The organism is Dyella terrae (genome assembly GCF_022394535.1).
In the GTDB taxonomy this organism is placed as follows: domain Bacteria; phylum Pseudomonadota; class Gammaproteobacteria; order Xanthomonadales; family Rhodanobacteraceae; genus Dyella.
The window spans coordinates 441738-461242 of record NZ_CP089414.1 but is presented as its reverse complement, the minus strand read 5'-3'; the positions used below and the strand labels follow the sequence as shown (position 1 = coordinate 461242).

15 protein-coding genes are annotated in these 19505 nt (G+C 62.2%); 2 read left to right on the top strand and 13 right to left on the bottom strand.

What is annotated here, in order from left to right; all coding sequences use genetic code 11:
- Nucleotides 1–6 precede the first annotated feature (6 nt).
- The 8 genes from asnB to DYST_RS01765 all read right to left on the bottom strand — a co-directional run bounded on the left by asnB (nucleotide 7) and on the right by DYST_RS01765 (nucleotide 6587).
- Complete coding sequence (gene asnB / locus DYST_RS01795) at nucleotides 7–1680, bottom strand: asparagine synthase B (RefSeq protein ID WP_239949584.1); 1674 nt, start codon at nucleotides 1678–1680, stop codon at nucleotides 7–9.
- 94 nt (nucleotides 1681–1774) lie between these two features.
- Entirely contained in the window at nucleotides 1775–1903 is a 129-nt protein-coding gene (locus DYST_RS23920) for a hypothetical protein (protein ID WP_275666913.1), read from the bottom strand.
- Between the two features lie 51 nt (nucleotides 1904–1954).
- On the bottom strand, nucleotides 1955–2347 hold the full coding sequence (locus tag DYST_RS01790) for an STAS/SEC14 domain-containing protein (RefSeq protein WP_102304730.1): 393 nt from the start codon (nucleotides 2345–2347) through the stop codon (nucleotides 1955–1957).
- A gap of 57 nt (nucleotides 2348–2404) precedes the next feature.
- Nucleotides 2405–3382: a DUF1028 domain-containing protein gene (locus DYST_RS01785; RefSeq protein WP_239949583.1), complete on the bottom strand. Its 978-nt coding sequence runs from the start codon at nucleotides 3380–3382 to the stop codon at nucleotides 2405–2407.
- A 103-nt stretch (nucleotides 3383–3485) separates the two neighbouring features.
- Nucleotides 3486–4424, bottom strand: coding sequence for a hypothetical protein (locus DYST_RS01780; protein WP_239949582.1), 939 nt, complete (start codon nucleotides 4422–4424; stop codon nucleotides 3486–3488).
- A gap of 62 nt (nucleotides 4425–4486) precedes the next feature.
- Entirely contained in the window at nucleotides 4487–4768 is a 282-nt protein-coding gene (locus DYST_RS01775) for a hypothetical protein (RefSeq protein ID WP_102304733.1), read from the bottom strand.
- A 572-nt stretch (nucleotides 4769–5340) separates the two neighbouring features.
- Nucleotides 5341–5571 carry a hypothetical protein gene (locus DYST_RS01770; RefSeq protein WP_146010587.1) on the bottom strand — a complete coding sequence of 77 codons (231 nt, stop codon included), beginning with the start codon at nucleotides 5569–5571 and terminating at the stop codon, nucleotides 5341–5343.
- A 206-nt stretch (nucleotides 5572–5777) separates the two neighbouring features.
- Nucleotides 5778–6587: a class I SAM-dependent methyltransferase gene (locus DYST_RS01765; protein ID WP_239949580.1), complete on the bottom strand. Its 810-nt coding sequence runs from the start codon at nucleotides 6585–6587 to the stop codon at nucleotides 5778–5780.
- Between the two features lie 193 nt (nucleotides 6588–6780).
- Between DYST_RS01765 and DYST_RS01760 the strand changes: the two genes are divergently transcribed.
- Entirely contained in the window at nucleotides 6781–8976 is a 2196-nt protein-coding gene (locus tag DYST_RS01760) for an alpha-N-acetylglucosaminidase (RefSeq protein ID WP_239949579.1), read from the top strand.
- 671 nt (nucleotides 8977–9647) lie between these two features.
- Complete coding sequence (locus DYST_RS01755) at nucleotides 9648–11387, top strand: S53 family peptidase (RefSeq protein ID WP_239949578.1); 1740 nt, start codon at nucleotides 9648–9650, stop codon at nucleotides 11385–11387.
- A gap of 67 nt (nucleotides 11388–11454) precedes the next feature.
- Here the strand turns inward: DYST_RS01755 and DYST_RS01750 are convergent, their stop codons facing one another.
- From DYST_RS01750 to dgoD, 5 genes are all read right to left on the bottom strand, one after another.
- Entirely contained in the window at nucleotides 11455–13800 is a 2346-nt protein-coding gene (locus tag DYST_RS01750; protein ID WP_239949577.1) for a TIM-barrel domain-containing protein, read from the bottom strand.
- A 1-nt stretch (nucleotide 13801) separates the two neighbouring features.
- On the bottom strand, nucleotides 13802–15235 hold the full coding sequence (locus DYST_RS01745; RefSeq protein ID WP_239949575.1) for a sugar porter family MFS transporter: 1434 nt from the start codon (nucleotides 15233–15235) through the stop codon (nucleotides 13802–13804).
- 82 nt (nucleotides 15236–15317) lie between these two features.
- Complete coding sequence (gene xylA / locus DYST_RS01740; protein ID WP_239949573.1) at nucleotides 15318–16655, bottom strand: xylose isomerase; 1338 nt, start codon at nucleotides 16653–16655, stop codon at nucleotides 15318–15320.
- A gap of 46 nt (nucleotides 16656–16701) precedes the next feature.
- The gene (gene xylB, locus DYST_RS01735) at nucleotides 16702–18216 is read right to left on the bottom strand and encodes a xylulokinase (protein WP_239952046.1); all 1515 of its coding nucleotides are present in this window, start codon (nucleotides 18214–18216) and stop codon (nucleotides 16702–16704) included.
- An 11-nt stretch (nucleotides 18217–18227) separates the two neighbouring features.
- The gene (gene dgoD, locus DYST_RS01730) at nucleotides 18228–19376 is read right to left on the bottom strand and encodes a galactonate dehydratase (protein WP_239949572.1); all 1149 of its coding nucleotides are present in this window, start codon (nucleotides 19374–19376) and stop codon (nucleotides 18228–18230) included.
- Nucleotides 19377–19505 lie beyond the last annotated feature (129 nt).

Sequence of the window (19505 nt, the reverse complement as noted above, 5' to 3'; positions counted from 1 at the left end):
GCAGCCTTACGCCAGCGCCTGCTGGTGCACGCCACGTACAGCCCGCCCCGACGGATCGGCAGCTGCGGCGAACGCCGGATCCCACGCCAGCGCCGCAGGTGAAGAGCAGGCAATGGATTTGCCTCCCGGTACCGTCTCTGCACAAGCCGGCCCTGGATAGAAGCGCTCAAAGATGCGCCGATACAGATACGCCTCCTTGGTAGCCGGCGGGTTATGCGGGAAGCGTGTCGTCGCTGCGGCGAACTCGCGATCGCTCACGGCCTGCTCCGCATGGGCCTTCAGGCCATCGATCCAGCCATAGCCCACGCCATCGCTGAACTGCTCCTTCTGCCGCCAGAGAATGTCATCCGGCAATGCGCCCTGGAACGCCTCGCGCAACACGGCTTTCTCGATGCGTCCCTGCCCCGCCATCTTGTGGCGTGCATCCATGCCCATCGCCACGTCGAGAAATTCCAGGTCAAGAAACGGCACACGTGCCTCCACACCCCACGCCATCATCGATTTGTTGGCACGCAGGCAGTCGTAGCTGTGCAGTGCGTCGAGCTTGCGCACGGTCTCCTCATGGAAAGCTTCTGCAGAAGGCGCCTTGTGGAAATACAGGTAGCCACCAAAGATCTCGTCCGAACCTTCGCCCGACAGCACCATCTTCACGCCCATGGCCTTGATGCGGCGTGCCAGCAAGTACATGGGTGTGGAGGCGCGGATAGTAGTCACGTCGTAGGTTTCGACATGGCGGATCACCTCCGGCAACGCATCCAGCCCTTCCCAGAAGGTATAGACAAAGCCGTGATGCACCGTACCCAACGCGTCGGCCGCAATCTGTGCGGCGGCGAGATCCGGTGAGCCTTCCAGCCCGATCGCGAACGAATGCAGGCGTGGCCACCAGGCTTCCGCACGGTCATTGTCTTCCACGCGATGACGCGCGAAGCGCGCGGCGCAGGCGGCCACCAGTGAAGAATCCAGGCCACCGGAAAGCAGCACGCCATAGGGCACGTCGGTCATCAGCTGACGGTGCACCGCCTGCTCGAACGCCTCGCGCAGCGCCGGCAACGACACATCATGTCCCTGGGTAGCCGCGTAGTCGCGCCATGGTTTCACGTAGTAGCAGCGTAGTTGGCCGTCCGCGCTGTCGTAAATATGTCCCGGTGGAAACGGCGCAACGTCATGGCACAGGCCCACCAGCGACTTCATCTCCGAGGCGACGCACAGACGCCCATCGCCATCGTGTCCCCAATAGAGCGGGCACACGCCGATGGGATCGCGCGCAATGACGTAACGCGACGCCGCGCTGTCCCACAGCGCGAAGGCAAAGATCCCGTTGAGGCTGGACACCCATTCGGCAGGCGTCGCGCCATCCTGATGCAGCGCGTTGATCACCTCGCAATCGGAACCCGTGGTGAAGTCGTAGTCGCTGGCCGCTCGAAGCTCGCGGTGGTTGTAGATCTCGCCGTTCACCGCCAGCGCCAGTACACCATCGCGCGAACGCAAGGGCTGCGCGCCGCTGGCGGGATCGACAATGGCGAGGCGTTCGTGCACAAGGATCACCCCTGCATCGACGAAGACGCCACTCCAGTCCGGGCCGCGATGGCGCTGCCGCTGGGACAGTTCCAGCGCCTGCTGGCGCAAGGCCGCCAGATCATCGCCGGGTTGCAGATCGAACATGCCGAAGATCGAGCACATGACTTGGATTTCCTGATGATTTTTCGCGTGGCTGAAAAACAAAAAGGCCCGCTGGGAGCGGGCCTTTTTGCGTGTGTATGTGTGTTGCTTCTGCTTACACGCCGGCCCACCCGTTGATGCGGGTATTGTTATTGGCGTTATTGTTGTTCAGTGCGCGCAGGCACTCGCCGGCCGACGCGGAAGCGGCGGTCATGGCGACGAGTTTGGCGCAGATGCTGGACATGAGCTCGACTTCACCACATGTCACGCCGGCTGACAAGCACTGCAAACAGTTTCATTTGTTCCCATCGTCCTCGGCGGCCCTGGGCTCGCCTATCCAGGCAAAGGCCTCGTCGAACTGAGCGTTGTGGAACAGCCTGAACTCAGCGGGCACGGCAAAACCCATGGCGGAAGCCGCAAGGCGCAACCACTGCACATCGCTCACCAGCGCCACGCGATCCCACCCGCTGAAGTGGCGAAAACCCAGCTGCGCGTCTTCCCACATAGCACCCGCGTCGAACCCCGTGAACTCGGGGCCGACATGGTAGAGCAGGCGCAACTTGCGGTTCAACGCAAAGGCCGCCTCGATGTCCGGCACCAATATGCGCGAATAATCCGTCGCGGTGACCTGCCCGCTCGCACGGAATCCCAACGCACCCACCGGCAATCCGGGAATCTGTTCGATCATGATCAACGCCCCGATGACGTGAGATATCTGTATCGCAAACTACGCGTTACGGAGGCGTCACGGCTGCAACACAGGCCTGGCACCTGATTGCGCATGCCGTAGCAAGGCATCGAAACGACGATTGCCATGCAGCGGTGCGTACAGTTCATCCTGTAGCTCGCTGCGCGCCCATACGGGGTTCGTCGCTACGAACGTAGCCAGGCAATCGAGCGCGCGATCGGTATCCCCCATCGACATCGCCAGACGCGCACCACGCCGCCACACGCGATCCCAGCCGTGGCTACCTTGCAACGCAAGCGCCATCGATGCACGCGCATCGGCCGCGTGCCCCTCGCGCCACTGCCGTTCGGCCGTCACGATCGCCTGCCATGCATAGTGCTGATCCAGCAGTCGGCGCAGATCCGTCAAGGGTTCCGCCGAGCCGTCCGCGCGCAGGTCGATGTCTTGCCACCCGCCGTCCACCGTGCGCACCAGCAGTGCGGCAGACATTCTGCCGATGGTTTGCCCACCGGCGGCCTGCGCTGCCTCCAGGCCGGCCATCAAGCGCGCGCCGAGGGCTCCATGTGCAGCGAGAAAGCGCTTTTCCATCGCCTCCAGCACCGACGCCCCCGCCAATCCATTGCCCTGCACGGCGTATCCCTCGCCATGACGCGCCCCCGACCAACTCGCGGCCAAAGCCGCGTCTCCCGAATAGCTCGCCGAGCGGCCGGACGCATCCACGATGCCCACCTGACGCTCCGCAATGGTGGTGCCATCGAAATCGCCATCGCCGTCCAGCAACCGCTGGATCACCGCGTCGGGCGCTATACCCGTTGCCAACAAAGCCAAGCCCCTGGGCCCGTAGCTCGGGTTCGTCTCGAACTGCGACACCAATGCCCCGGTACGTGCTTGCGCGTACGGCACGGTGGCCCCCACCGCCAGGTTGTCGGTCGCGACGGCTACGCCGCAATTGCCCGCCGGGTCGCAAGCAACAATGGAGAAGGTGGCGGATGCAGGCAACGGCATGACCCACAGGGCGAGGCAAAGCACGCCCATCCATGACCCCAGGTATACGCGCACGGAGTACCCCCAACGTGGGTTGAAACGTCTCCGCTTGGATGCCCCCGCTAACGAAAACGTTGCGTCCTGGGCGCAGGACTCAGTGGAGCGCCTTCGCGTGCGCCTCCAACCAGGGGCTCAACGGGATTTCCCAGATGTTGTACTTGCCGTTGTCCCAGTCCGCTCGCACGGTGCCAGGTGCAATATCCACCAGACGGTCGCTGGCGAAATACAGCGTCTGGTGGTCCGGACTCAGGCGTGCCTCCGCATCGGAGCCGGCGCTGTTTACATCATTGCCCAGATGAATGGGTGTACCCCATTCACCCTGGTCACGAAACACGATGAACAGATCGATCTGCCGAGCCGGCGAGCGGCTGGAGCCGAACACCACGAAGGACTCATCCGGCGCCACCGCCGGGTCGACGTCGGTGACATGCCCATCGCTGAAGGGCAGCGCCTGCGGCTCGTCATAGGCATTGCGATGCCACCCTGCGCGGAACAGTTGGAAGTGCTTCGGGTCAGCGGCTGGGTGCATGAAATACAGGCTGCCATCAGCCGCCACGGCGGGTGCGAACGTCGAGTCGCTGCGGTTGACGATGTCCGGCAGGCGCGCGGGCTCGCTCCACTTGCCGTTCTCCCACGTCACCTTCCACAGATTGCCGCCGTGGCCCGGAAAGCTGCGCCCCATAAAGAAGCCGTCCAACGGTCTACCGCCCGCCGTCTTGGGCCGATTGGATACGAAAACCAGAAAGCGCCCGTCCGGCGACATGGCGGCCTCCATATCGCTCCATTGCCCCGAAAAGGGCGCGGTTACCGGCGCGGACCAATGCCCGTTGTCGAGGTGACTGACCAGAATGCTGGAATTCGCGCCGTCACTGCGCGTGAAGTACACCGTGTGGCCATCCGGCGTGAACGCCGGCGCGCTGTCGTGTAACGGCCCTGAAATGATGCCGGGAGCGAAAACCGTGGGGGTGGCGTCCTGCGCTGATATATCGGCGGACAGGAGGGCGAGCAAGGCAATGAACGCACAGCGCAACATCGGGACACCTCGCGTAAGGATCGGCGGATGCTAGCGTTCCCGCTTCCGCCGGCACAGTGCGATTAGTCCTCCTGCTCCGCCTTCCGGCTGACGCGACGCTTGCGAACCGGTTTCTCGGCCGAGGCTGCAATCAGGCTCTGCAGGTAGGCAATGCCGTCTTCCTCGGGGAAGAAAGCCACTACGTCCGCAACGCTCAAGTGGTAGCGCTCACGCAGGGCCAGGAACTCTCGCCGGGCGCGCTCCATCGGGGCTTCGCCGGTTTCCTTGCGACGCGTGTCCTGCGCCTTATCGAGTGCAGCCAGTTCTTCCTGAAACTGGCGGTAAGCGTCTTTGTTCATAGCCATCGCAACAGCCGTCGCGGCGCGGAAGGGCAGCCATTCTCGCACGCCTCACCAACCAGCGAGAAACACAGCGCCAGTGAACGTTCGTCACGCAGCGACGGCTTTGCCATCGTGTCGTCATCAATGCGTCAAATACCCCGCAATTCCTAGGAATTTCATAAGAAATGCGTTCGCTGAAACGGCCCTACTCTTTAACCACCCGCCAACGAACGCCTCGCTAGGCTGAACTTCCCACGCGACAACCATTAGGAGTGCATATGGATCCCATGACCCTTGATGCGCCGATTGCCAGCGCGGAACACCCCCACGCCCGGGGCGTTTCACCCGAGCCCACCGAGGGCTACGTATTGGACCCGTGGTCCGGCCTGTACCGGGAAACGGACGCGACCTACCACAGCCGCCTCCAGTCACTGGCCACGCTCAGCGCTTGAAACGAAAACCCCGCACAACGCGGGGTTTTTCTTATCCATCCGGCCATTCCGGGTCTGGCGGAAGATCACCCGCCATATCGAACCATGATGCTTTCGACCGGATAAAGCGGAAGCCATCTGGAGACGGCCGAGATGGTGGGTCAGTTATTGCCCTTCTGGGTCAGCATGTGCGCGGATGCCGCGCAACATGATCTCCGCCTGGATCTGTCCCGCGATGACAGCATCGTCGGACGCATGGCCGTCCAGTTCCTCCAACAGGGTGGCAAACCCATACAGCCAGGCACGCCAGTACACCGACTCACCACGCTCGAAGACTTCGCAGAAGACTTCGATCGGCTGGCCAAGTTCATCAACAAGTGTGAAGTTCATTTCCATCGTGGCAACCACAGATCCAGGCAAAGCCGCCCCGTCACTGCGTTAAACGGCAGTGCCCGGTACGTCGATGCTCCATGCGGGGATGTTGTTGTTCTCTACTGGGAGAGAATCAAGGATCGTGCCAGCGAAGCGTGAACAAGCCAGTCACCCTGCCCGGTCGATCATCGGATAAGGCACACCCGCATGGCCGAAGGCATCGAGCGCCGCTATGGCTTCACGAACTTCAACGTCATGCGGTCGGACTCGCCGATCGCTTTCATCTTCGCGTGCTCACTTTCCGGGCCCGACAGATCGGGCGGCAGACGATGGACATTGATGTCTTCGGGATCGTTCGGATTGGCATTGACCTGCGACACATCAGCAAGCCGGAAACCTGCTTTGGTGGCCTGCGAAATCATGTAATCCTCGGAGATGCGATGCAGCGCACCAGCCGTGGCCTGCCCATCGGCGAATGGCTTGGCGCGGTGCTCCTCAATACCGAGAACGCCACCAGGCTTAAGCACGCCATACGCGGCGTTGAACACCGCCGCGAGTGTGTCCGGGCTGTTGATCAACCAGTCGTGCGTGTTGCGAAACGTGAGCACCATATCCGCCGACTGGCTAGCGCCCAGACTCACCTGATCGGGCGGCGCGAACGGAATCACCTTGGCGATATGGCCGAACACAGCGGGATTGCTCTTGAGCTTGGCGTTGAACTTCTCAGCCTTCGGCGGTGCCGCTTCAATCAGCTGACCATGCGCAGCAAGGTACGGCGCCAGTATCTCGGTGTACCAACCGCCGCCCGGTGACAGCTCAATCACCGTCATGCCCGGCTGGATGCCAAAGAACTGCAGTGTTTCCACCGGATGTCGATAGACGTCGCGCGCTTTGTTGGCATCGGAACGCCAACTACCGTTGACGGCTTGTTGTAGTGACATCTCCGCTGCCGGCGGATGGGTATCGGCCGCTTGTGCCGCGGCTGTGAGTGAAAGCAGGACGGGAAGCAGAAGCAAGCGCTTGCAGGTTCGGTGGAACATGGTTCGACCCTCCTGGCGATGAGGCCATCAAGCCTACGCCGAAAACAAGTCGCGGGAAGAACTTCACTTATCACGGCGGCCGACGGGCAACACAAGCGCCAGCGCCGTGGGGTACCAGGGATCGACGGCGACAAACCTTGCCTCCTTCGCGGCGGTATACGATGACCGGCACCCACACCGCCTGGAACACGCTATGCGCCCATCCGCCACATGGACTTGGCTGGCCATCGCCGTATGCCTTTGGTGGAGCGCAACCTCACGCGCTACGGACTTGCCTGGCTTTGATACGGGCCCGCAACAAGCGGTGATCCATCGCCTGCTGCCGCATCAGGCTTCGCAGTTCGAGCTAGGCACGCTCCCAGGCGGGAGCGACCGCGAACATTTCCGCATCAGTAGCGCGAACGGGCATATCCGGGTGGAAGGAAGCACGCCCAGCGCGTTGCTCTTCGGCGTGAACTGGTACCTGAAGTACGTGGCGAACGTGCAGATATCGCCCAACGGTGACAGGGTGGGCACCGAAGCGTTTCCGCTACCGGCGAAGACCATCGAACGCGAAGCTGAGTATGCGCATCGCTATGCGCTGAACGAGAACGTCGATGGCTATACCGCCCCCTATTGGAATTGGACGCGCTGGGAGCGCGAAATCGACGTGCTCGCACTTTCCGGCATCAATGCCATGCTGGTCGAGCGCGGCATGGATAGCGTGCTCTACCAAACCTTCCGCGACGTCGGCTATTCGGATGCCGAGATCCGCCAGTGGATTACTCAACCCGCCCATCAGAACTGGCAATTGATGGGGAATCTCTGCTGCTTCAATGGCCCGATCAGCACGGACCTAATGCAGAAGCGCGCTGTGTCCGCGCAGAAGATCATCGCCCGCCTGCGTGAGCTCGGCATCACGCCCGTGCTACCTGGCTTCTATGGCATCGTGCCCGCCGACTTCCAGACGAAATTCCCCAAGTCACATGTCGTGCCTCAAGGCGAATGGGCCGGCTTCACGCGTCCGGGTTGGCTCGATCCGCGCGATCCGCTGTTCAGGCGGCTGGCTACAGCCTTCTACAAGCACCAACGCGCACTGTTCGGCGAGAGCGCCGTCTACGATATGGAGGTATTCCAGGAAGGTGGCGAGTCTGGCGATGTACCGGTGCCGGAAGCAGCCCGAGCCGTGCAACGCGCGCTGCACGATGCGCATCCCGATGCCCTCTGGATGATGCTGGCCTGGCAAGGCAATCCACGGCAGGACCTGCTGAGCGGCGTCGATCGCCGGCACCTGCTGATCATCGATATCGACCATGACCGTGTGCCGCGCGACGACCGCCAGAAAGATTTCCAGGACGCACCATTCTTGTTCGGCGGCATCTGGGAGTTCGGCGGCCGCACCACACTCGGCACCAACACGCGCAATATCACCGAACGGCTGCAACGTCTTGGTCGCACCAACCGCAACATGGTCGGTACCGCAGTTTTCACCGAAGGCATGGATACCAACCCCTTCGCTTTCGACCTGTTCACCGAAATGGCCTGGCGCGGCGAAGCTGTCGACGCTGGCCCTTGGGCAACCGACTATGTGCGGCGCCGCTACGGTTCCGCCGATCCGCATGCACTCGCTGCCTGGAAGGTGTTGCTCGCCACCGCCTACGACATTCGCATCGACAGCGTGGTATTCAACAGCGAGCGCGACGCGGCGCAGGAGTCACTGTTCAACGCCCAACCCAGCCTCATTGCGAACCGTGCCTCGAACTGGTCTCCCGAGGGCATGCGCTACGACGCCACCCTGTTCAAGCAGGCCCTGCCCGAGATGCTCAAGATCGATCCGGCGTTACGCAGCAGCGATACCTACCAGTATGACCTTGTGGATATCGCCCGACAGACGCTCGCCAACGAAAGCCGCCTGCTATTGCCGCGCATCAAGTCTGCGTATGACGCCAAGGACCGTGGGCAGTTCGAACACCTCGCGCAGCGATGGCTACAACTGATGGACTTACAGGATCAGTTGCTTTCGACCAACCGCTATTTCCTCGTGGGAACTTGGTTGGCGCACGTCGATGGCTGGGCCTCCTCGCCTGAGGAACGCACGCGACTCGACTATGACGCCCGCTCCATCCTCACCACCTGGGGTGATCGCAAGGCCAGCGAGGGTGCCAGCTTGCACGACTACGGCAACAAGGATTGGGCGGGACTGACGCACGACTATTACCGCGTGCGGTGGGCAACGTTCTTCAATGGATTGGATCAGGAGCTTCGTGCGGGTGTGCCTGCGAAGCCGGTCGACTGGTTCGCCCTGGGCGACGCCTGGAATCACGCAAGGGACCCTTATACGGACCAACCCACGGGCGACGCGCACACCGTGGCAGCACGGATAGACGAAGTGCTCCGCACCCCCTACTGAGTTGCTCACATACGCGGACCAGAGCAGTGGCGCGCGTGCCGAACCATGCCATCCACCGGCTTGCGCATGTAGCGATGGCCTGCCACATCCACTCTGTCGATGGTGTCGCCCTGCATAGGTTTGATGGACGTTCGAAACGGCGGCTCACACATTCAATGTGCGCGTGCTCACCCGATGATCTGTGACGGCCGTCGTGACAGACCTGTCAACGCGACACACGGTTTATTGATGGCTTGTCTAACTTCTTCGATGTGAAGTTTATTGACGATTCATTCGCTTCGTCGCGGCCATGTGAAACGAAAGATCTCGTTGCTTGAGACTTGTGACATGCGGCACCAAAACCCTACGAATATCGCAAGCTCATCACGCCAGTATCACTTAGGTGATCGCAAGTAATTGCCATTCGAAAGTTCGCGCATGCGGTTGTCATGGGCTACGCCACGCCCTTACAAATAACCCGCTACGCCAGGGCACGCCTTACCGCCCATCGCACTGCCTCCCAAGTTTTTGACTGCATTCCGGCCGGCCTTACGGGGAGGTAACCGTGTCTTTTTTCGAAAGCGACGGCGTTAGCAATGAGCCGTTCCTACGGCGCCGCAGGTCATGCAAGTAGACAGCGAGTGCAGCCCAGCAGGGTGCTGCACCTTCACTTCCCAAGGGAGAAATGGACTGTGAAATTACTACCGCTCAGCAAGGAAATTCGTCGCTCTTTCAGCCTCAAGCTGGCCATGCCAGCCATGGCGTTCGTCTGCGCTTTCGCCGCAGGCGCCAGCGCACACGCCGCCGATGTCGCAAGTACGGGCCAGGTGCATATCCTGCGAACTCAAGTGCCCGAGATCGTGTCTTCCGGTGGAGCCGCCGTTACCGGCGCGCTGGCCGGATCGCAACACTTGAAGTTGGCGCTCAACCTGCCGCTGCGCAACGAAGACGAGTTGGATAGCGTGCTGCAGCAGCTGTATGACCCGCAGAGCCCGGGCTATCACAAATATCTAAGTGTCCAGGAGTTTACCGACCGCTTTGGACCGACCCAGCAGGATTACGACACCGTCGTCGCCTGGGCCAAGGCCAACGGCTTCACCGTAGTTAAAACCACTGCCAACCGCCGTCTGGTGGATGTCGAGGGCTCGGTGGATACCATCAACCGCGCGTTGCACATGCAGTTGGCCACGTATCACCATCTGTCCGAAAACCGCAATTTCTATGCGCCGAACCGTGAGCCCACGGTGGATCTGGGCGTACCGCTGTTGAAGATCACGGGCCTGACCGACGTCAACCCGCGAGTCAACCATCTGATCCACGGCAATGCCCAGCAGCATGCCAATGCGCTGAAGCATGCCAATGGCTCGGGCCCCTCGGGCGAGTATCTGCCCAGTGATATGCGTGCGGCGTATTACGGCTCAGGCTCGCTGACTGGCGCGGGTCAGACAGTGGCGATCTTTTCCTATGATGGCTACTACTCCAGTGACGTCGCCCTTTACTACAGCCAGACCGGCATGAGTTCGTCGGTGCCGGTCAACAACGTGCTGGTCAATGGCTATAGCGGCGTCTGCGATGCGGGTGATGGCAGTGGCACCTCGCCCTGCGACGACGGCGAGCAGGTGCTGGATATCGTCAACGTCATCGGCATGGCGCCGGGCCTGACCCAGGTGCTGTTCTACGAGGGCTCCAGCGCCACCGACATCCTCAACCAGATGGCCACCGACAACACCGCCAAGGTGATCAGCTCCTCGTGGGGTGGCGGTGACTTCGGCAGCGCTGACGATCCGATCTACAAGCAGTTCGCTGCGCAAGGCCAGACCTTCCTCAACGCCACGGGTGACTCCGGCGCCTATAACAGCCAGACGTGGGCAGCTCCGTCACTCGACCCGAATATTCTCGATGTCGGTGGCACCGATCTGAACACCACGGGCCCTGGCGGCGCCTGGAGTTCGGAAACCGGCTGGAGTGGCAGCAGCGGCGGTTACTACAAGGCGGCCGGCTATTCGATTCCGGCTTACCAGAAGACGGCCGGTGTGATCACCACCACCAACAAGGGTTCGACCACGCTGCGCAACGATCCTGACGTGTCGGCGGAGGCCAACTTCGACAACCCGACGGTGAGCAACGGCAGCTTCGAAACCGGTTATGGCGGCACCAGCTTCGCTGCACCGCGTTGGGCCGGTCTGCTGGCCCTCGCCAACCAGCAGTCAGTGGCCGCCGGCAATGGAACGGTTGGCTTCGTCAACACCAAGCTGTACACGCTCGGCCTGGGCTCCACCTATCACAGCCTGTTGCATGACGTGACAAGCGGCAGCAACCCGCCTCAGGCAGGTAGCGGCTCGGGTTTCAAGGCCGTGGCTGGCTTCGACTTGGTCACCGGCTGGGGCAGCCCGATCGGCGCAGCTTTCATTAACGCGCTGACGACTCCGTAAGCGAAAGGCACAGACGTGGGGCGGGCGCTTCGCAAGCGTCCGCCCCATGTCCTTTAGTTGAGTCCCCTTACCTGCCCATCACCTTGGCAAGTTCCGAGACCTTCTTGTTGAACGCCGCATCGCCGCCGGTGGCACTCAACACGCCGGATGCATTGTTCCAATGCAGTTGGGTCGTGGTGCTCTTGCCCGCTTCATAGCCGTACGACGCACCGTCGTCGTCATAGAGCGCAAAGCCAGCATCGTTGCCCGGATAAACACGGATCTCGGTGATCGACTGCTTCGATGCAGTCGACTGAATATCCGAACCCAGCGGCACGATGGACCCGGCGCGAACGAACACAGGAATCTGGTCGATGGGCGCGGCCACCTTGATCCAGCGCCCGCCGGTCAGCTTTTCGTTGGTCCAAAAGTTGTACCAATCGCTGCCAGCGGGAAGATAGATGTCTTTCTCCGTCTGGCCTTGCTCGGTGATGGGCGCCACCAGGAAAGCCGGTCCGAACATATATTCGGTACCCAAGTTGGCAACGTTGGCATCGCCCGGGAAATCCATCCACAACGGCCGCATGAAGGGCGCGCCCGTGTCATAGGTTTTCTTGGCCTGGCTGTAGATATACGGAATCAAGCGGTAACGAAGTTTGTCGTACTTCGCCATGATCGCTTCGGCTTGATGACCGAACGCCCAGATTTCCGTGTGCTTGCGATCGCCGTGCAAACGCAGGGTCGGCAGAAAGGTGCCGTACTCGAACCAGCGCGTGAGCAGTTCCGGATAGTCGTTGTTCTGCCCCACCGTGTCGCGCGCATCGGAAGGATCAAGCAGCGGTGCCTTGGTGGCGCTGGTGGTCTGCGGCAAGTATTGCCAACCGCCGATGTCGTTGCCCCAATACGCAATGCCGGAGGCGGTCATGTTGAGGCCCGTGGGAATCTGGCGCTGCAGCGCCTCCCAGGTGGGGTCGATATCCGACGACCAGAACAGCGCGCCGGTGCGCTGTGAGCCCAGGTAGGCTGCACGGGAGAGTATCAATACACGTTCGTCCGGCTTCCATGCGCGCATGCCCTGCGCAACGCCTTCCACGTGCACCAGCGGAAAAACATTGTGGTAGCGATCGCCGGAGCCGATCGAGAAGAAGTAGCCGTCCGGCACGAGATCCGGCTCGGTTTCGTCAAGCCACGGATAGTCGAAGCCATGCGAGCGAATGTTGTCGCGGGCGTGTTCCCAGTACCACTGACGTGCTGCGGGGTTGGTCGAGTCAATCAGTGCGCCGGTGCGATCTGAACGGAACGGCAGGCCATCAACCGTCTTGCCGTTCTTGTCCTTCAGAAAATAACCCTTGGCATCAAGCTCGCTGAAGTAACGCCCGGATCGCTCGAAGCGCGGCCAGATCGATATGATCGACTTCATGCCCGCATCATGAAGCTGCTTGTTCATGCCATCGGGGTCGGGAAATTCCGCCGGATTGATGTCCAGCTGACCCATGTGCGTCCAATAGAACCAGTCCACCACCATCACGTCGAGCGGATAGTTCTTTTCGCGATACGTATGCGCAACGCGCAAAACTTCAGCCTGGCTGTCGTAGCGTGCCTTGGACTGGATCAGGCCGAAGGCGGCCTTGGGCGGAATCGGCGTTTTGCCCGTCACCCGTGCATAGGCCGAGTAGATCGCGTCGGGCGTGTCGCCCGTCACCACAAAGAAACTGACGCGCTCCCCTACTTTCGACTGGAAGCTCGTGCGGCCGCGAATGCCGGCGACAAAGCGTGTATCCGATGGGTTGTCCCAGATGATGCCGTAACCCTTGGACGACACCATGAAGGGTACGCAGACGGTTTCCCCGCTCGGTGCGTCGTACCAGTGCTGGCAATCGATGACGCGACCGCGCAGATCGAGCGGGCCGAGGCTGTCCTGATTCTGGCCCATGCCGTAATAGTGTTCGTCCACGGGAGCGGAGAACGTGGCACCCACCTGATAGGTGGCTTCGCCGGCCACCTCGTGCGGGTACATCTCCCAGCCGGTCATGTTGACGACCGTCGCGCCCTTGGCGTTCTTCACTTGCAAGCGGACTGGCGCCAGGTCCGGCGCAAAGTAACGCTCCGTGATGCCTGGCGTATGCGGCGGCGGCGCAGCGTTGACATGCAAGGTCAGCTCGGGCGATGCAAAGGTATCGCCGCTCGCGTCGTGGGTTTCACGGAATGCGGAATGGTCGGCGTGATCGGCAAGAATCCCGTAACCGGGCGACTTCAATGCCTGCGCCTTGTCGGCGGCAATCGTTATATGGACCACGTTGGGGCCATACGCTTCGATGCTTACCCATGCGCCGTGGCGATCAAGCGTGACCGCTGGTGCAGCGTTGGCGGCGGTAACCGCCGTGGCGAGGGCCAAGGCCAGACTAAGCAGTGAGATTTTCTTTGAGGTCCGCATGTCAGCCCTCCATCTCTTCCAGTTCCTTGCCGCGCGTCTCGTGCACATAGCGCAGCACGAAGACCACCGATAGTGCGGCCGCCAGGGCATAGAGACCGTACGCACCCGCCAGGCCAATGCTGGTAAGCAGCATCGGGAAGGTCACAGTGATGGTGAAGTTGGACACCCATTGCGCGGCGCCGGCCACGGCAAGTCCCGAGCCACGGATCTGGTTAGGAAACATTTCGCCGAGCATCACCCACATCACGGGGCCCCACGACATGTTGAAGAAGATCACGTAGAGGTTTGCTGCCACCAGTGCGAGCGTGCCCTGTCCGGCGGGCAGGATGAGCTTGCCGCTGGCGTCGACGCCGCCGTGCGCGAAGGCCCAGGCCACCAGTGCGAGCGTGATGGTCATGCCGACCGAGCCCACCCACAGCAGCGGTTTGCGACCCACCTTGTCGACCAGCATCACCGCGACCAGACATGCGCCGATGCTTAGCGCACCGGAGAGCACGTTGATCAGCAGTGCGTCGCTTTCGGAAAAACCCACCGCCTGCCACAGCACGGCACCGTAGTAGAACACCACGTTGATGCCGACCAATTGCTGGAAAGTGGCAAGACCAACGGCCACCCATACGATGGGGCGCACGCGTCTGGTTGCCTTGTCCAACAGGTCGGAGAACTTCGGGTTGTGCCGGTCTTGCGAGAGCGAGGCACCGATATCCGCCAACTTGGCCCGTGCTTCCTGCTCACCGTACAGGCGCGTGAGCACCTTGGCCGCTTCCTGGTCACGCTTGCGCACCACCAAGAAGCGCGGGCTCTCTGGAATGAACAGCAGCGAGACAAGGAACAGTGAGGACGGCAGCACCTGCATCCAGAACATCCAGCGCCATGCGTCCTGGCTTAGCCACAGCATGCCGGTGGAGCCACCCGCCGCTTTCGCCAGCAGGTAGTTGCTAAGGAAGGCGCTGAAGAGGCCACTGATGATGGCGATCTGCTGCATGGTGGCCAGCCTGCCGCGGTAACGCGCAGGCGCCACTTCGGCGATGTAGGCCGGTGCAATGACGCTAGCCGCGCCCACCGCGAAGCCACCGGTGATGCGGGCCGCCACGAAAAACGCTGCGCTGGCTGACGCGCCTGCGCCCAATGCCGACAACAGGAACAGTAGCGCCGAAACGATCAGCACCGAACGCCGCCCCCAGACATCGGCCACGCGCCCGGCGAAGAACGCGCCGAAGGCGCAGCCCAGCAGCATGGACGCCACCTGAAAACCGATGGCCGCCGAGCTCGAATGGAAGGCCTGCTTCAGGCCATCCACCGTGCCATTGATGACGCCGCTGTCGAAGCCGAACAGGAAGCCGCCCAAGGTGGCGACGCAACTGATCTGCACGATGAGTCGGGTGTTCTCTGCCTGATTCGCGGCAGCCGGGCTATCAAGCGCAATGCTGTTCATACTTTCGGTATCTCATGTCGTTTCCGGTCTTCCCCGCCGACAAGGCACACCCCCGTGTGCCCTGCCCGCCCCCTTGATACCGTCAACGCAGCAGATACTGGTTGATCAAGTTCTCGTAACGCTCCTGCTTGCCACTCTGCCGTGCTGGCTCGCCATGCTTGACGGCGTAATCGTGCAGATCGGCGAGACTGAGCTTGCCATCGGCAAAATCGAGCCCGGCACTATAGTCGAAACTCGTATAGCGGTCCGCGCGCCACTGTTCCAGCGGCGACTGATTCAGCAGCGCATGAGCCACTTCCAGCCCGCGGGCAAACGCATCCATTCCGCCGATGTGGGCAAGGAAAAGGTCGTCAGCATCGGTAGATTCGCGGCGCGCCTTGGCGTCGAAGTTAAAGCCACCCGGGGCGATGCCGCCCTGACGCAGCACTACCAGCATGGCACCCACGGTGTCGTACAGATCGCTCGGGAACTGATCAGTGTCCCAGCCGTTCTGCGCATTGCCGCGGTTGGCGTCGATACTGCCGAGCATGCGGTGATCGGAAGCCACCTGCAGATCATGCTCAAAGGTGTGGCCGGAAAGCGTGGCGTGGTTGGCTTCAATGTTGAGCTTGAAATCCTTGTCCAGGCCATGCGCCTTGAGGAAGCCGACCACAGTGGCGGAGTCGAAATCGTACTGGTGCTTCATCGGCTCCATCGGCTTGGGCTCGATGAGGAAGTTGCCCTTGAAGCCGATGCTGCGGCCGTAGTCACGCGCCATGGTGAGGAAGCGCGCGAAGTGGTCGAGCTCACGCTTCATGTTCGTGTTGTGCAGCGAGGCATAGCCTTCGCGACCACCCCAGAACACGTAGCTCTCGCCGCCCAGCGCCACGGTGGCATCAAGCGCAGCCTTGATCTGCACCGCGGCACGCGCAACCACCGCGAAGTCCGGATTGGTCGCTGCGCCATTCATGTAGCGCGGATGGCTGAAGAGGTTGGCCGTACCCCACAGCAGCTTGATGCCGGTGGCCTGCTGGCGTTCCTTGGCAAGGCCCACCATATGCTTCAGGTTGGCTTCGTACTCGCCGATGTCGTCGGCATCCGGCGCCATGTCGATATCGTGGAAGCAGTAGTACGGCACGCCGAGCTTGGTGAAAAACTCGAAGGCCGCATCCATTTTCGCTTCGGCGCATGCCAGTGGTGTCGCTTCCTGGTCCCACGGGAAAACGCGCGAGCCCGGACCGAAGGGGTCGTGGCCCGCGTTGCAGAACGTATGCCAGTAACACACGGCGAAGCGCAGGTGCTCGGCCATGCTCTTGCCGCCGATCAACTTGCCGGCATCGTAATGCTTGAACGCCAGCGGGTTGTCCGAGCCCAGCCCTTCGAACGGAATGCGTCCGATGCTGGGGAAATATTCGCGCTTGCCGATGAAGGGAGTGCTCATGGTGTCGGAATCCTTGTCGGGGAAATGAAGCAGGTCCGGTTGGCCGTCACGCGGCGCTCGTGACCATGGGGTGGGTGTGTAGCGACCTGGCCACATCGAGGTGTCGCAGGAATATCGGGTAGTGCTGCCGGTAGGCGGCAACGCTGGCCGCATCCGGGCGCGTCGACAGACCAGTGGCGATGACAACGTGCTCGCTCGCCAGATCGGCGATATCCGCGTAGCCACCGCGCGCATGGTCGTTTGCCCACGCGGCCTGCAATGCCGCACCAAGCGCGGCACCTTCAGCCTGAAGCGGCACTTCCACTGGCAGGTTGAACACGTCGGCGATCATCTGCCGCCAGGCGGCGCTGTGGCTGCCGCCGCCGGTGAGCCGGATCGCATCGAACCGCAGGCCCGTGGCCAGCAGTGCGTCGTAACCGCTGCGCAACGCGTAGGTCGCACCTTCCATCGCGGCGCGATACATATTCGCGCGCGTCATGTTGCCCAGGTCCATACCGTGCAGGCTGCCGCGCGCATACGGCAGATCCGGCGTGCGCTCGCCGTTGAAGAACGGCAGCATCACCAGTCCGCCCGCGCCGGGCAGCGTGCCCGCCATCACCGTGTCGCCATCGCGCGCACTGAAGCCGAAGGCCTGCGCTACCTTTTCGGTGGCGAGCGTGCAATTCATCGTGCAGATCAGCGGCAACCAACCACCGGTGGACGAACAGAACGCCGCCCAGCGTGCGTCTTGGTCAACCACGGGGTGATCGGCATAGGCGAACAGCGTGCCCGAGGTGCCAAGGCTGATGCTGAGTACGCCGGGCCTGACGTTGCCGGTGCCGATGGCGGCCATCATGTTGTCACCGCCGCCAGCAGAGACGCGCACGCCGCGCGACAGACCCAACTCGTCGGCCATGCTGTCTTTGATTGGGAAACTTGCGTCGGCGGCCACCAGCGGCGGCAGGCAGGCCAACAGGTCGCGCCCGGCATCGGTCGCTTCGAGCATGGCCTTGGACCACTGGCGCGTGCGTACATCCAGCCAGCCGGTGCCCGAGGCGTCGCCGCATTCCATCCAGCGCTCGCCGGTGAGCCAGAAGTTCACGTAGTCGTGCGGCAGCAGGATGGTGGCGAGCTTTGCGTAGGCGTCCGGCCGATGCTTGCGCGTCCAGGGCAATTTGGAGGCCGTATAGCCGGCGAGAATCGGGTTGCCGCCCAGTTCGACGCAACGCTCCGCACCACCGGCCGCCGCCATGATCTCTTCGCATTCCGGTTGCGTGCTCGTGTCGCACCACAGCTTGACCGGTGCCAGCACGTTGCCGTCAGCATCGAGCGGCACGAAACCGTGCTGCTGTCCGGATACACCGATAGCCACAATCGCTGCGCGCAGCGACTTGGGCAGTTTGGCGAGGCAGGTACGCACGGCGTCGATCCACCACTCGGCGATCTGCTCGCGACTGCCATCCTCACCGGCGATCAGCTCGATCGACTGCCCGTGGGCGGCAACCACGCACCGCGAATCCATGTCGTAGACGACGAGCTTGACGCTCTGCGTTCCCACGTCGATGCCAGCAACGAGGTTCATGGGCGCGCGCATCACCATTCCGCCACGCTGCCATCGGCGTGACGCCATACCGGGTTACGCCAGCGATGCCCGACGATGGCGCGCTCGTCCACGTAGGCCTGATTGATCTCGATGCCCAGGCCCGGCCCCTTCGGAATAGCTACATAGCCTTCGTGATAGGTGAAGACGCTGCGATCGACCACGTAGTCAAGCAGGTCGTTGTCAGCGTTGTAGTGGATGCCCAGGCTTTGCTCTTGAATAAAAGCGTTGTGGCACACCGCATCCAGTTGCAGGTTAGCCGCCAGAGCGATGGGGCCTAGCGGGCAATGCAGGGCCAGCGCTACATCGTAGGCTTCGGCCATGGCGGCGATTTTCTGGGTCTCGGTAATTCCGCCCGCATGGGATGGATCGGGCTGAATGATGTCCACACCACCCATGTCCAGCACGCGCTTGAAGTCATAGCGCGAATAGAGCCGTTCACCCAGCGCGATAGGCGCGGGCGACAGCGCCGCCAGTTCCGGAATGGCCTCCAGGTGCTCAGACAGCACCGGCTCCTCGATGAACATGAGCTTGTACGGCCGCAGCTCGCGCATCAGCACTTTGGCCATGGGCTTGTGCACGCGGCCGTGGAAATCCACACCCAGGCCAATGTCCGGGCCCACCGCGTCACGCACGGCCTGCACGTTCTCCAGCACACGCTCAACCTTGGCGTGCGTGTCCACGTACTGCATTTCCTCCGTGGCATTCATCTTCACCGCGGTAAAACCGCGCGCCACCGCATCTTTCGCGGCGCGCGCGGTATCGGCCGGACGGTCGCCACCAATCCACGAGTAGGCGCGGATGCGTTCGCGCACCGGGCCGCCCAGCAGCTCATGCACGGGCACGCCCAACTGCTTTCCCTTGATATCCCACAGGGCCTGGTCGATGCCGGCCAGCGCACTCATCAGGATCGGGCCGCCGCGATAGAAACCGGCGCGGTACATCACATTCCAGTGATCCTCTACCCGGCGCGGGTCCTTGCCCATCAGGTAGTCGGACAGCTCGTCGACCGCAGCGGCCACGGTGTGCGCCCTGCCCTCCACGATCGGCTCGCCCCAGCCACTGATGCCAACGTCGGTGTCGACGCGCACGAACAGCCAGCGCGGCGGCACGATAAAAGTGGTGATGGCGGTGATCTTCATGCGTAGGTTTCGGCCCAAAGCCTGCGGAGTGGCGACACCGGCCGCGACACGTGGCGCCCGGGAGTGGCGTCCAGGGCCACTTCAAACAACGCCGGGATGCTGCAATCAGGCCGTGGGGGGCCGCAATTG